Source organism: Actinoallomurus sp. NPDC050550 (assembly GCF_040655075.1).
Lineage (GTDB): Bacteria > Actinomycetota > Actinomycetes > Streptosporangiales > Streptosporangiaceae > Actinoallomurus.
The window spans coordinates 311,645-323,875 of record NZ_JBFAJC010000001.1; the positions used below are offsets into that span (position 1 = coordinate 311,645).

Below are 12,231 nucleotides of genomic sequence, written 5' to 3' on the forward strand. Positions count from 1 at the left end.
AATCCTCGCTAGGGGACTCGTCATCCGGGCGTGAATAACGGCGCTATCGTTCCCGGCTTTTAACCTGATTCAAATAGGTTGCCGGGCGGATACCTATTTACTTCCATTCGAATAAGTTGCAAGGGAAACGCCGAATGCGTTTCTGTTCGTGATCGATCTCCGGCGGTCCTGTAGGGCCGCCGCCCCGACACGGATGGAGATGCACATGCTTGGAAAGCACGGAGAGGCCCGTCGCCGCCTGCTGATCGGTGTCGCGATCGCGCTGCCGCTCACGGCTGCGGCGGGCGGGGCCGCGCCGGCCTTCGGCTCATCGCACCAGGCGTCCCCGTCGGCCCGGATGGCGTCATCGGCGGTGGTGGCGAACGCGAAAGCGCCGGTCGGCAAGAACAGCTATTACATCAATACGCTGAGCACGAAGACGGCGTACGCGCGGGGCCTGACGGCCGGCAAGACCGACGCGAAGAGCGGCACCGGCCGGATCGCCATCCTGGACTTCGGTGGCCAGCTGTCCACCGGCAAGGGCACTCTGATCATCGGCCAGAGCACCCATGCGAGCAATGCGCAGATCGCCGCGGTCGCCGAGCAGTTCGCCGCCGGCTACTCCAAGGGCGTCGGCTCGAAAAAGCCCACTCTGACCCTCGGCGTCGGCACCAACAACTCGGTCAGTGTCAGCCGATCCCTCGGCGTGACCTGGGCGAAGACGGTCGCCACAGCGGCCTCCTGGGCCAAGAAGCACGCGCCGCACACGACCATCGTCGGCGCCAACGACCTGGAACCCGGCTTCGGTGGTGCGAGCGCCGCGGTCGCCTGGGCCAAGGGCTACTCGTCGGTCAAGGGCAGCGGCTACCTCAACTTCGGCTCGGCCGACGGATGCCCGCAGACGAGCGCGAGCGGTGGGGCCTGCGACCACGGCTGGACGCAGGAGACCCTCTGGTACGTGTCGACCGGCGCACGCGGTGCCTCGGTCACGCCGGAGATCTACTACCCGGCGAACGCCAAGCAGTGGGCACTGATCAGCAAGTACGGCAAGAACCGCCACAAGAAGCCGCTCAGCATCCCCGGTGCCATGGACCAGTACCCCGGCGGCGGCAACACCGCCGCGCAGGCATGGAGCCAACTGCGCGCCCAGCTGAAGGCGAACGGCCTGTCCACCACCCTGAATTACGGCCTGGAGATCAGGGCCGAGTAGCACGGCCTCTGTCGCACGCCTCGAACCTTGAGTCGATCCTGTCGGCTCACAACGCGGCATACTGAATGCTCTCCGGCACCCTGCCCGCGCCACGGGAAACCCTGTGGCGCCGGGTGCCCCGGCTCCCGTACGGTCACCGGGTCCCCGCACTGCCGAGGGAGGATCGGTGGAGGTTCTGGACGGCGTCCGGCTGGTCCCGGTCGTCGAGGCGTACACGGGTGTGCTGAGCGATGAGGACTTCGGCCCGATCACCGAACCCCGCTGGGACGCGTACTCTCGCCTCAAGATCATCGAGGCGGGCCTTCCCGCGCCGGTGGCGGCACATCCGTGGCTGGTCCGGGCCGTCGACCTGCGCGGGCCCGGCCTCACCCGGCTCGTCCGCGCGTCGCTGTTCGCGGCCGATGATGAGGACGGTGAGCTCCTGCTCGCCCGGATCCGGGACCTCGCGACGCGGGAGCAGGCAGTTGATGAGGTCGTGGCGCTCTCGGGCGGCCTCATGCTCGAGACGCCCGACGGCCGGTGCCTGGCGCTTCCGGGCTGCTGCGGCGACATCGGTAATCTGCGGGACTGGCGGGAGGCCACGCGGCACGACGAGCCGGCGCCCGCGAGCCTGTGGATCGGGCATCCCATGCTCACCGTCAGCGGAGACGGACCCGTGCTGACCCTGGCGGGTCCGGTCGACCTCGCGACCGAGCCCGCCCCGGTGATCGCGCGCATCGGGCGTCAAGCGCTCGACGAGGCGGTCACCACGGCCGAGGCGGAGGTCGCGCGCTTCGCCGGGGAGCTCCGCTCCGTCTGCGGGGACATGGTCGGAGCGGAGGCCGCACCGCTCATGGCGCGCGCGCTCATCGGGTGAGCCGGACGGCGGCGCGTACGACGTGCGCGTCTCCGCGGCGGAGAACCGATGGAGTTAGCGTCCAGTAAACGTCCTTGGCCGTTTTTGTGAAGATCAACAACTGGTGATCACGTTCAGGTTACTGTGGCGCGGTGATCTTGTATCGACTACGCAAACATGGTCAGGCTCTGGTCGCGCTCGGTAGCGCCGCCGTGTTGACGGCCACCATGACCCAGCCGGCCCACGCTGCCACGCACCGGTCCGGTGATCTCGCGGAGCGGCTCAAGGCGACCATGGTCGCACAGAATTTCGGCGACCTGGTGGACACGACTCCGCCCGGATCGGCCCAGGCCCGCGCTCTCGACGCCCAGCCGGAGTCCGAATCGGGCCGGCCGAAGCACGCTCCCGCGCTCAACGCCGCCGCGGCCACGACGATCCACCAGCAGCCGCAGGTCGACATGACCGTCATCGAGCTCGACAAGAAGGGGCGGCCCGTCTCGTCGGGAACGGTCCTGATGAGCCCGAAGTACAAGAACGGCGTCGTCGTCCCCGTCGACAAGAACCTCCGCACCACCGCCGTGCGGTACCGCCTGTGGGACACCGACCAGTGGGACGCCAACAACGGCCAGGGCACGACCGACACCGTCCCGGGCCGCGAGAACGCGCCCATCGACTACATGGAGCCCTACTCGGCGTCGATCGTCAAGCTGATGGTCGGCTTCGGGATCATGCAGCTGGTGGACAAGGGCGCCATCAAGCTGAGCGACACCTACGCCTACACGCCGACGAAGCCCTCTGACCGCTGCGAGGGCGCGACCACCCGGACCATCGGCGAGTACTTCGACCGGATGATCACCATCTCCGACAACGGATCGGCGTGCACGCTCATCAAGGTGATGCACGAGCACGGCGGGGTCGACTGGCTCAACCAGCAGTTCCAGGACCTCGGCCTGGACATGCTCCAGCTGAAGGGCACCGACCCGGCCAACGGCGACTGGTCCCCGCAGATCACCATGTCCTCGCTGGACACCGCCAAGCTTCTCATGCTCATCAACGGTGTCTCCGGCACGGCGTGGACCGCCCCGAACGGCAAGCCGGTCACCAGCGACATCCTCAGTAAGTCGTCCCGCGAGTACTTCATGAAGGAACTCGGCGACCAGGGCTGGAACAACGTCCTGTCGACGACCAACTACTGCGGCTACAGCTACCCGGCCCAGGGCATGCCGCAGCGGATCGCGGACCGGTGGATCGGCCCCGACGGAACCGTGACGGTCAACAACGACCCGACCGACGGCAAGTACCAGTACCCGGTGAAGCCCTGCCAGGACGCCGGGCAGGTGACGTTCGCCCACAAGACGGGGCTGACGGCGTTCGCTGCCGGGGACGCGGGCATCGTGCACTCCCTGCCCGGCCAGGCGAAGCGCAACTACATCATCGTCGCGTTCAGCAACCTCGGCTGGCGCTACCAGGACGCGAACCGTCCGAACCCGGGTGTCCAGCCCGCAGTGAACCGCACCGAGAAGTTCGCCAAGATCGGCCGCGCGATGGACGAGTACGAGGCCCAGAAGTAGCCGACCCGGATACGAGGAAGGGGCCGGATCCCTCCGGCCCCTTTCGCATCCGTCGCGCTTCGACACGCCGGCTGAATCACTCGGGACCTGGGTGAGCCGTCCTGAGTTCCCGGCGCAGCCGGGCCGGGTCGACTTCGGTCACGGCCGTCTTCCCGTCCAGCTCCCAGCCCTTCTCGTACGCCGCGGCGAAGGCTTCCTCGCCCAGCGTGGCCCGCCCTCGGCGGGTGAGCTCGCGAACCTGCCGATCGGTACGGTCGTGAGCGCCGCGCAGCCGGGAGGCGGCGCCGAGCAGGACGGCCGACTCGTGATGCCGCCCGTGCGCCTCGGCGAGCGCGGCCGCGTTCACCGCCATGAGCGACATGATCGGGAGGTCCCGGGTCTTCAGCGCCGCCGCGTACGCCTTCTCCAGCGCCTTCTCCGCGCCGGCCAGGTCACCCGTCTCCAGGCAGAGCGAGGCCCGTACGCTGCCGACCAGCGTCCGCGCGTGGTCACGTAGCGGCCCGGGTCGGGCGCGAGCTGCAGCAGCGACCGGTCGACCAGGCTCGCGAGCAGCTCGGGGATCTCGGCGGCCGGCACCGCGGCGCCGGCGCAGATCGCGGTGGCCGAGGCCGGCGTGACGCCGCCGGGCAGGATCGAGACGCGTTCGGCGACCGTACGCTCGTGCTCGCTCAGCAGCTCCCAGCTCCAGGCGATGACCGCGCGCAGCGTGCGATGCCGGGGCAGCACGGTGCGGCTGCCGGTGGTGAGCAGCCGGAACCGGTCGGACAGCCCGTCGGCCAGCTCGGGCAGCGACAGCGTCCGCAGCCGGGCCGCGGCCAGCTCCAGCGCCAGCGGCATACCGTCCAGGCCGCGGACCACCCGCCGTACCTCGGGCAGCGTCGTCTCGTCCACGTCGAAGCCCGGGCGCACGGCCGCGGCCCGCTCGGTGAACAGGCGTACCGACGCCGCCTGCCGGGCCTGCTCGACGCCGTCGTCCGGCCCGGGCAGCGCGAGCGGGCCGAGCGGCACCAGCGCCTCGCCGTCGACCGCGAGGGGTTCGCGGCTGGTGGCGAGCACGCGCAGCCCGGAGCATCGGGTTAGCAGTGCCGTGACCAGGTGGGCCACGGCGTCGATCAGGTGCTCGCAGTTGTCGACCAGCAGCAGGCTCTCCCGGCCGCCGAGCTGGTCGACGAGTACGTCCAGCTCGGCGCCCTCGACCCGCATCCGGGCCTCGAACATCGCGCCGCTCCGCAGCCCGATCCCGGCGAGCACGGCCGCGCCGACCTTGGCCGGCTCGGTGACCGAGGCGAGGTCGATCATCCAGGCGCCGTCGCGGTACTCGTGGCGGTGGCGGCGGGCGGCCTCGACGGCGAGCCGCGTCTTGCCGGCGCCGCCGGGACCGAGCACGGTGACCAGGCGCCCGGCGGCGAACAGCGTGTCGATCCGGGCGAGGTCGGCGACGGCCTCGACCGAGGCGTGGGCCAGCCGGGTCGCGGCGCCGGGCGCCACCGCGGCGACGACCGTGGGCTCGGTGCCGGAACGGTCGCCCCACAGCGCCACGGCCTCGCCGAGCACGGCCGCCGCGGCATTCGGGTCGCCGGCACGCAGGCGGTCACGGCCGGCGGCGGCGAGCTGCTCGAACCGCAGCGCGTCCACGTCGGCGGCGTCCACCGCCAGTCGGTAGCCGCCCGCGACCTGTGCGACGTCGCCGGCCGAGCCGAGAGTCCGGCGCAGCCGCGAGACGCGGGCTTGGAGGGCGTGGGCGGGGCCGGCCGGCGGGTCCTCGGCCCAGATCGCGTCGACCAGGACGCCCCGCTCGACCGCGCGCCCGCCGGCGAGCGCCAGCCGTACGAGCAGACCCCGCGACCGCGCACCCGGAACGGGCAGGGCGACGCCGCCGCGAGACGCCTGAAAGGCGCCGAGCAACGTGACGCGAAGCCGCGCATCCCCGTCCATCTCCCGATCTTCGCGCGCGCACCCTCGAGTCCCCAAATCACGGCCGGGCCCTGGCCTTCCCGTTGCTGCCGGGTGCTCGAACGCAGTGCCGACGCGTCGCAGGACGGGAGTGCCGGCGCCATGTGTGCCCCCGTGCCAGCGCCGTATGCGTCGATGTCAGCGCCGTGTGCGTCGATGTCAGCGCCGTGTGCGCCCCGTGTGAGCGGCTTGCCGCAGTCTTTGCGTGTCTGAAGAAGACAGGACGGCGAGCTTCGGAAAGGGAGTTCTCGTGCATGACGTAGTGATCGTGGGCGCGGGCCCGGTCGGTCTGTTCCTCGCCTGCGAGCTTGGCCTCGCAGGCTGCTCTGTCCTGGTGCTCGAGCGGGAGCCGGAGCCCCGCTCTCCGTGGAAGGCGCATCCGCTCGGGATGCGGGGCCTGTCAGCCGCGTCGGTCGAGGCGTTCTACCGCCGCGGGATGCTGCACCCGCTGCTGACGGCGGCGGGCGTCAACGACGATCCCGGCGCGTACCTCGACGTGGACGAGCCGCCACCCCCGCGCATCGCGGGCCACTTCGCCGGCATGGTGCTCGACCCGGCCAAGGTCGACGTCGCCGCCCTACGGTTCCGGCTGCCCAGCCCGGCAACGGAGGGCGTGATGATAAGCCTCGAAGCGGTCGAGACGGTGCTGTCCGAGCGGGCGTCCAAGCTCGGCGTGGAGGTCAGGCGCGGCGTCACGGTCTCGGCCATCGCGCAGGACGATGAGGTCGTGGTCGCGCACGCCGGCGAGCACGAGTACGCGGCGCGCTGGGTCGTCGGCTGCGATGGCGGCCGCAGCGCGGTGCGTGGGGCCGCGGGCTTCGAGTTCGTCGGCACCGAGCCGCAGTTCACCGGCTACGCCGCGCTCGTCACCATCGCCGATCCCGAGAAGCTGAGCCCTGGGTTCAACCTGACGCCGACGGGCATGTACGTCCAGACGCCCACGCCAGGGCACATCGGCATGATGGACTTCGACGGCGGTGCGTTCGATCGCTCGCAGCAGCCGACTCGCGACCATCTCCAGGCGGTTCTGCGCCGTGTGTCCGGCACCGACGTGACGCTGAGCGATGTCCATCTCGCCTCGAGCTTCACCGATCGGGCGATGCAGACGACGACCTACCGGCAGGGACGCGTCCTGCTCGCGGGCGACGCCGCGCACATCCACTCCCCCCTTGGCGGGCAGGGACTCAACACCGGCATCGGCGACGCCATGAACCTGGGATGGAAGCTCGCCGCGACCGTGCACGGGTACGCGCCGGACGGGCTTCTCGACACCTACACCGGCGAGCGTCATCCGATCGGCGCCTGGGTGCTCGACTGGACGCGCGCCCAGACGGCGGCCATGAGGCCGGACCCGCATGCCCAGGCGATCCAACGAGTGATCCGCGACCTGCTCGGGACCCGTGACGGAACGACCTACGTGTTCGAGAAGATATCGGGATCGTCGATCCGCTACGACCTTGGCAGTGAGCAGCCGCTGGTCGGCCGCAACGCCCCGGACCTTCGTCTTGAGGACGGCACTCGCCTCGGCGACCTGATGCAGGACGGACGAGGCGTCGCTCTCGACTTCAGCACCGACCGACGCCTGCACGGTTCAGCGATGGGCTGGGAGAACCGGATCCGGTATGCGGCCGGGTCGGCGAGGAACGACCTCGGATTCGAGGCCGTGCTCGTCCGGCCCGACGGGACGGTCGCCTGGGCGGATGATCGCGACCCTGACCGTGAAGCGTTCGAGCGGGCCGCCGGCCATTGGTTCGGCGATCCGGCGTGAAACTCCCTCTTCTCAATCGATCTCAAGGAGCACATATGACGATCACTCTCCGGCCGGGAAGCACCGTGATGTTCACCGGCGATTCGATCACCGACTGCCAGCGGTTGGAGAGCGAACAGGGTCTTGGGTTCGGCTACCCGTTGCGTGTCGCGGGCGAGTGGGGACTCCGGCACCCGGACCGGCCCGTGACCTGGCTGAACACCGGGATCGCGGGCCACAAGGTGATGGATCTCGAAGCCCGCTGGCAGGCGGACGTGCTCGACGCGCGCCCGGACGTGGTGTCGATCCTCGTCGGTGTCAATGACATGGGCTGGCACACTCTCGACCCGGACGGCTACGTGATCCCCGCGGAGGATTTCGCGGCAGGTTACGACCGCCTGCTCGCGCCCCTCGCCGAGGCGGGCACGGGGCTGATCCTCATCGAGCCGTTCCTCCTGCCGATCAGCGGCAGCGTCGAGGCCGGCAACACGCACGTCGGCGAAAAGGAGCGGAAAGAGTGGCGCGCCGATCTGGACCCGAAGATCCAGGTCGTGCGCGAGCTCGCCCACAGGTACGGCGCGCACCTGCTCGCCGCCGACCGCATGTTCGCCGAGCTCGCCGCGACGACCGGGCCGGAGTACTGGGCCGAGGACGGCGTGCACCCGACACCGGCCGGTCACGCCGCACTCGCGGAGGCCTGGCTGCGCCTGGTCGCGTGACCGCGCCTCGCGATCCCGGCGGCGCCGGCGAGCACGCCAGGCTCGGCGTGCTCGCCGGCGCGCTGTGACCGTCCCCCAGGCCGTCCTTGGCGCGGGTGACCGTCTACCGCCTCGATTCCAGATCGTCGATCTTGGCGGCGATCGCGGTACGGGTCACGTTCAGCTCACGGGCCTGGCGATCCAGGCCGGCCAGTTTTTCTCGCAGGAGCTTGAGCTGCAGGTCGATCGTGAGCGTGCCGTCATCGAACGCGTCCGCCAGCGCCTTGATCTCGGCGATCGACATTCCCGAGCGCCGAGCCTGTACCAGCAGCCGCAGGCGCTCAACCGCCGCCTCGCCGTAGTCGCGGTACCCGTTCGGCAGACGTGCGACGTGGCGATCGTCGAGCAGGCCCTCGCGTTCGTAGTACCGCACGGTGTCGGTGCTCACGCCGAGCAGCACTGCGACATCGCGAATCAGCATGATCGGTCTTGACATTGGTGCACACTCCAAAGTTTACGTTCGGGCCGTATCGACTCGAACGGCGGAGGCACACATGACACGAACAGTACTGATCACCGGCGCGAGCGGCGGCGTGGGCCGCGCGGTCGCACAGCGGTTCCGGGCGGACGGGGCGACCGTCGTCGCCGGCTACCGAGATCCAGCGGCAGCGGAGGCACTCACCGCGATGGGATGTCGCCCGGTCCGGCTGGATGTCACCGAGGAGTCGGATCTCGTCTCGGCGATCGATGGCGATATCGATGTCGTGGTGAATGCCGCCGGTGTCTCCCAGGGCGGGCCGCTGGAAGAGCTACCGCTCGATACGTTGCGCCGGCAGGTCGACGTCAACGTGTTCGCGGCGCTGCGGGTCGCGCAGCTCGTGGCACCGGGCATGCGTCAGCGCGGGTACGGGCGCATCATCAACGTCAGCTCGGTCGCGGGCCGGGTCACGATGCCGGGGATGGGCGCGTACGCGATGAGCAAGCATGCCTTGGAATCGATGAGCGAAGCGCTGCGGCACGAGCTGAGGCCGTTCGGGATCGCGGTGAGCGTGATCCAGCCGGGCGGCATCGACACGCCGTTCGCGGAGGCCGAACGACGTGACTTCCGCCACGGACATCCGGACGGACCGTATGCGGAGTTCACCACCGAGGTCGTCGACCGCCTGAGCCGCAATCCGGTCTCGCTGCACCCGGATCGGGTCGCGCGGGTGATCCATCGGGCCGCCACCGCCACCCGCCCCCGGCCGTACTATCGCGTCGGCGGCCTCGCCCACATCATGCTCGGCCTGCACCATGCCCTGCCGAGCCGGGTGTGGGATCGGCTCCTCCCCATGATCACCCCGACCCCCCGCCGACCTTCAACGACCGACGACCCCCGGCTGACCGTACGCTGACGGAAACGAGATCGGCTTCGGCGGCGTGCCCTCTGACCGGCCGCCGGGCCGTCCTCGATGTCCGGTGGTCTCAGCGGCGGCGCATCCGGTTGATGCCGACGGACAGCAGCAGGACGACTCCCGCGAGAGCGAGCCCACCCGTGATCAGCGTGATGATGATGTCGCTGATCCACGCATGGGAGTTCCGGGGACAGGCCACGGTTCCGTTCGTGCCCGATATCTCCACCGGCGTCGTCTCGCGCCGACCGGACCGTGACGGAGACGGGCCCCGGCTCGGCCGGGGCCCGTCTCCGTCACGGTCAGTCGCGCCAGACGCGGCGGCGCCGGCCGGAAAGGGGCTCCGTGGAGGCCCAGATCCGGCGCCAGTCGGCGGTCTCGGCCGCCTTCTCGCCCTCGTCCTTGCCCTCGTCCCGTACGGCGCCGGGGCGGGTCGGCTGGGAGCCGCCTGGGATCTCGAGCCGGTCGTCGGCCGCGGCGCGCAGCGCGTCGTACCAGCCCAGGTCCTCCTCGGCCGCCAGCATGTTGACGGCCTTGGCCATCCGGGTGCGGAACGCCCGGACGTCCTCGCCCTCCTCGGGCACGAGCGGACGGCCGTACCGGACGGTGACGCGCGGCTTGCCCGGCTGCGGCCAGTTGCGCCCGCGCGGCATCGCGGCGTACGAGCCCCGGATCGCGATCGGGACGCACGGGATGCCCTTCGTGACGCACAGCACCGCGGCGCCGAGCTTGAAGGGGTTCATCCAGCCGTCCTCCGACCGGGTGCCCTCCGGGTAGAGCAGCAGGCTCCATCCGTCGTCGACGAGGTCGAGGGCCAGGCTCCGCAGCCGCTTCGAACCGTAGCGCTCGACGGGAAAGGCGTTGAAGAACACCGCCGTCAGCGTCGCGCGCCAGCGTACGTCGAAGAAGTAGTCCGAGGCTGCGCCGACGGCGACGCGGTTGGCGAACCGCTCCGGCAGCGAGCCGAGGATCAGCGGCGTGTCCAGGTGGCTGGAGTGGTTCGCGATGAACACCACCGGCCCGCGCACGCCGTCGAGGTACTCCGCGCCCTCGATGACCGGGGTGATCTGCCGCCAGGCGACCGGCTTGAGCAGCCCCTTGCGCAGCACGGACCGGGCCGCGACCGCGACGGGCGTGCGGGCCCACGCGGTCGGGAAGACCTTCTCCTCGGGCTCGACGACGTGCGGCTCCGCCGAGCGGGGCACTGTCGAGCGCCCCCGCCAGTCCCGCCCGTGCCGCAGGAGCCTGACCTCCCTGCGGATGCTCATCGCACGTCCGCCAATGCGAGCGGAGGAGCGTGGAGGTAGGAGATCGACGGGCTGCCGCCGACGGTGTCCTTGGCCATCTCCAGCGCGTCGGCGAGGGTGGTGGCCGCCCGGAAGCCCATCCGCTGGGTGGTCTTGCGGTTGCCACCGACGAAGATGACGTCGCCGAGGTGCTGCATCGCGTGCGCCCCCCAGTACCACATGTAGAAGGGGTGGACTCCGTGGTAGGCGTAGCTGTTGCGGTACAGCTGGGTGTACCACGGGTCGGTGGCGAACTGCTCCTCGTACTTCGTCTCCAGGAGCACCGGGTCGGTGCTCTCGGTGAGGATCTCCTCGAAGAAGTCGATGTAGCTCGGGTGATGCACCGGGTGGAACTCGTTCGGCACCGGGTGGTAGAAGATCGCCACGCCGCCCTGCCGGACGATCGGCTTGTTCTTGTACAGGTTGAAGAAGTAGCCGAGCCCGAGCGACATCACCAGGATCGGGTTCATCACCGAGTTGACGTTGTAGGGGCAGATGTACGGCAGGCCCCAGATCGCGATGTCGGACTGGCCGTTCACCTCGGTGAGCTGCTGACGGTGGACGTTCTGCAGCGTCAGCGGGTGCACCTCGGACTGCAGGCCGGCGTGCACGCTGGTCACACCGTACGGCGCGGCCGTCGACTGCCAGATCCGGCGCCGCGTCTTCTTCGGCATCATCTCGTTGGCCCGCTTGACCGCGAGGTAGGTCGCCTGGTCGCGGACGTTCCACTCCCACTCGCGCTTGTTCAGGAAGCCCATCGAGGAGGGGAAGGTCTCGTTGTTGAGCGTCGTCTCGACCGTGAAGACCTTGACGTGCTCGTCGATCAGGCCCTTCATCCGCTCGTACGAGTGGTGCATCGCGGAGTTGGGCGGGTCGTTGAAGGAGTTGGAATGCCGCAGCGTGTGCACGTTGTGGTGGTGGCGCAGGCTGCGGTAGCTCGCCAGACCGACCGACACCGACTTCGCGCCCCCGCTCATCGCGGTCAGCGTGATGTTGACGTAGACGATGAGGTCGCTCTCGGCGGCGCGCCGGTTGATCTCGACGTCCTCCCCGTGGCGGGTCTTGCCCATGTGGAGGAGGTTGTCGTGGTCCTCGGCGTCGTGGTTCTTCAGGTGCTCGGGGAAGAACGCGTGGAACACCCGGTCACCGACGGTGCGCCGCAGCTCCGCCGGGGTCATCCGGCGGTGCAGGGCGTTGCCCGCGATCAGCTCGACGTCGTCGACGCCCTTGGCCGCCGCCATCTCGAGGACCTGCTCGATGATGCGCTGCCGCACGTCCGGAGTCTGCATCTGCGGCAGCGGCAGCGACAGGTCGTCGAAGACGATCGTCAGCCGCATGCCGGGCCGCAGCAGCTCCGGCAGCGGCTCGGTGCCGTGCGGGTGCAGCAGCGCGTTCCGGATCGCGGCGTCGACGTCGCGGAGGCCCGGCAGGGAGTCCGGCGGGTAGATGACCTTGGACCCGAGCGGCAGCCGCTCCAGCCGGAAGCCTTCGCCCTGGTGCATGATGAGCGGTGGCGTCCGCTCATCCACATCGAGTACGAAGCCTGGTCTGCTCACTCGAA

The 12,231-nt window shown here is 70.0% G+C and carries 12 protein-coding genes; 6 read left to right on the plus strand and 6 right to left on the minus strand.

What is annotated here, in order from left to right; all coding sequences use genetic code 11:
• The first annotated feature begins 205 nt into the window (after window positions 1-205).
• From AB0I04_RS01450 to AB0I04_RS01460, 3 genes are all read left to right on the plus strand, one after another.
• Window positions 206-1,189, plus strand: coding sequence for a hypothetical protein (locus AB0I04_RS01450; RefSeq protein WP_360877144.1), 984 nt, complete (start codon window positions 206-208; stop codon window positions 1,187-1,189).
• Between the two features lie 166 nt (window positions 1,190-1,355).
• Window positions 1,356-2,045, plus strand: coding sequence for a hypothetical protein (locus tag AB0I04_RS01455; protein ID WP_360877147.1), 690 nt, complete (start codon window positions 1,356-1,358; stop codon window positions 2,043-2,045).
• Window positions 2,046-2,176: 131 nt separating this feature from the next.
• Window positions 2,177-3,595, plus strand: coding sequence for a serine hydrolase (locus tag AB0I04_RS01460; protein ID WP_360877149.1), 1,419 nt, complete (start codon window positions 2,177-2,179; stop codon window positions 3,593-3,595).
• A gap of 76 nt (window positions 3,596-3,671) precedes the next feature.
• Here the strand turns inward: AB0I04_RS01460 and AB0I04_RS01465 are convergent, their stop codons facing one another.
• Together AB0I04_RS01465 and AB0I04_RS01470 are read right to left on the minus strand one after the other, a co-directional pair.
• Window positions 3,672-3,947, minus strand: a complete 276-nt coding sequence (locus AB0I04_RS01465) for a hypothetical protein (protein WP_360877152.1) — start codon at window positions 3,945-3,947, stop codon at window positions 3,672-3,674.
• Window positions 3,948-3,976: 29 nt separating this feature from the next.
• Entirely contained in the window at window positions 3,977-5,530 is a 1,554-nt protein-coding gene (locus AB0I04_RS01470) for a BTAD domain-containing putative transcriptional regulator (RefSeq protein ID WP_360877155.1), read from the minus strand.
• Window positions 5,531-5,798: 268 nt separating this feature from the next.
• On the opposite strand from AB0I04_RS01470, the gene AB0I04_RS01475 reads away from it, so the two are divergent.
• Both AB0I04_RS01475 and AB0I04_RS01480 read left to right on the plus strand, forming a co-directional pair.
• Complete coding sequence (locus tag AB0I04_RS01475; RefSeq protein WP_360877158.1) at window positions 5,799-7,316, plus strand: FAD-dependent monooxygenase; 1,518 nt, start codon at window positions 5,799-5,801, stop codon at window positions 7,314-7,316.
• A 35-nt stretch (window positions 7,317-7,351) separates the two neighbouring features.
• Window positions 7,352-8,014: an SGNH/GDSL hydrolase family protein gene (locus tag AB0I04_RS01480; RefSeq protein ID WP_360877160.1), complete on the plus strand. Its 663-nt coding sequence runs from the start codon at window positions 7,352-7,354 to the stop codon at window positions 8,012-8,014.
• Window positions 8,015-8,117: 103 nt separating this feature from the next.
• Here the strand turns inward: AB0I04_RS01480 and AB0I04_RS01485 are convergent, their stop codons facing one another.
• Entirely contained in the window at window positions 8,118-8,489 is a 372-nt protein-coding gene (locus AB0I04_RS01485; RefSeq protein ID WP_360877163.1) for a MerR family transcriptional regulator, read from the minus strand.
• 58 nt (window positions 8,490-8,547) lie between these two features.
• Between AB0I04_RS01485 and AB0I04_RS01490 the strand changes: the two genes are divergently transcribed.
• Window positions 8,548-9,387, plus strand: a complete 840-nt coding sequence (locus AB0I04_RS01490; RefSeq protein WP_360877166.1) for an SDR family oxidoreductase — start codon at window positions 8,548-8,550, stop codon at window positions 9,385-9,387.
• A 70-nt stretch (window positions 9,388-9,457) separates the two neighbouring features.
• On the opposite strand, the gene AB0I04_RS01495 is transcribed toward AB0I04_RS01490, so the two are convergent.
• The 3 genes from AB0I04_RS01495 to AB0I04_RS01505 all read right to left on the minus strand — a co-directional run bounded on the left by AB0I04_RS01495 (window position 9,458) and on the right by AB0I04_RS01505 (window position 12,226).
• Window positions 9,458-9,586, minus strand: a complete 129-nt coding sequence (locus AB0I04_RS01495) for a hypothetical protein (RefSeq protein WP_360877169.1) — start codon at window positions 9,584-9,586, stop codon at window positions 9,458-9,460.
• 100 nt (window positions 9,587-9,686) lie between these two features.
• On the minus strand, window positions 9,687-10,652 hold the full coding sequence (locus AB0I04_RS01500) for a lysophospholipid acyltransferase family protein (RefSeq protein ID WP_360877171.1): 966 nt from the start codon (window positions 10,650-10,652) through the stop codon (window positions 9,687-9,689).
• On the minus strand, window positions 10,649-12,226 hold the full coding sequence (locus tag AB0I04_RS01505) for a lactate racemase domain-containing protein (protein WP_360877175.1): 1,578 nt from the start codon (window positions 12,224-12,226) through the stop codon (window positions 10,649-10,651). Before AB0I04_RS01505 ends, AB0I04_RS01500 begins: the two co-directional genes overlap by 4 nt.
• Between the last annotated feature and the right edge of the window lie 5 nt (window positions 12,227-12,231).

Excerpts from the sequence above, each read along its gene's own strand:
- AB0I04_RS01450 (WP_360877144.1), top strand. The coding sequence starts at position 206 with ATGCTTGGAAAGCACGGAGAGGCCCGTCGCCGCCTGCTGATCGGTGTC.
- AB0I04_RS01465 (WP_360877152.1), bottom strand. The coding sequence starts at position 3,947 with ATGGCGGTGAACGCGGCCGCGCTCGCCGAGGCGCACGGGCGGCATCAC.
- AB0I04_RS01470 (WP_360877155.1), bottom strand. The coding sequence starts at position 5,530 with ATGGACGGGGATGCGCGGCTTCGCGTCACGTTGCTCGGCGCCTTTCAG.
- AB0I04_RS01480 (WP_360877160.1), top strand. The coding sequence starts at position 7,352 with ATGACGATCACTCTCCGGCCGGGAAGCACCGTGATGTTCACCGGCGAT.
- AB0I04_RS01485 (WP_360877163.1), bottom strand. The coding sequence starts at position 8,489 with ATGTCAAGACCGATCATGCTGATTCGCGATGTCGCAGTGCTGCTCGGC.
- AB0I04_RS01490 (WP_360877166.1), top strand. The coding sequence starts at position 8,548 with ATGACACGAACAGTACTGATCACCGGCGCGAGCGGCGGCGTGGGCCGC.
- AB0I04_RS01500 (WP_360877171.1), bottom strand. The coding sequence starts at position 10,652 with ATGAGCATCCGCAGGGAGGTCAGGCTCCTGCGGCACGGGCGGGACTGG.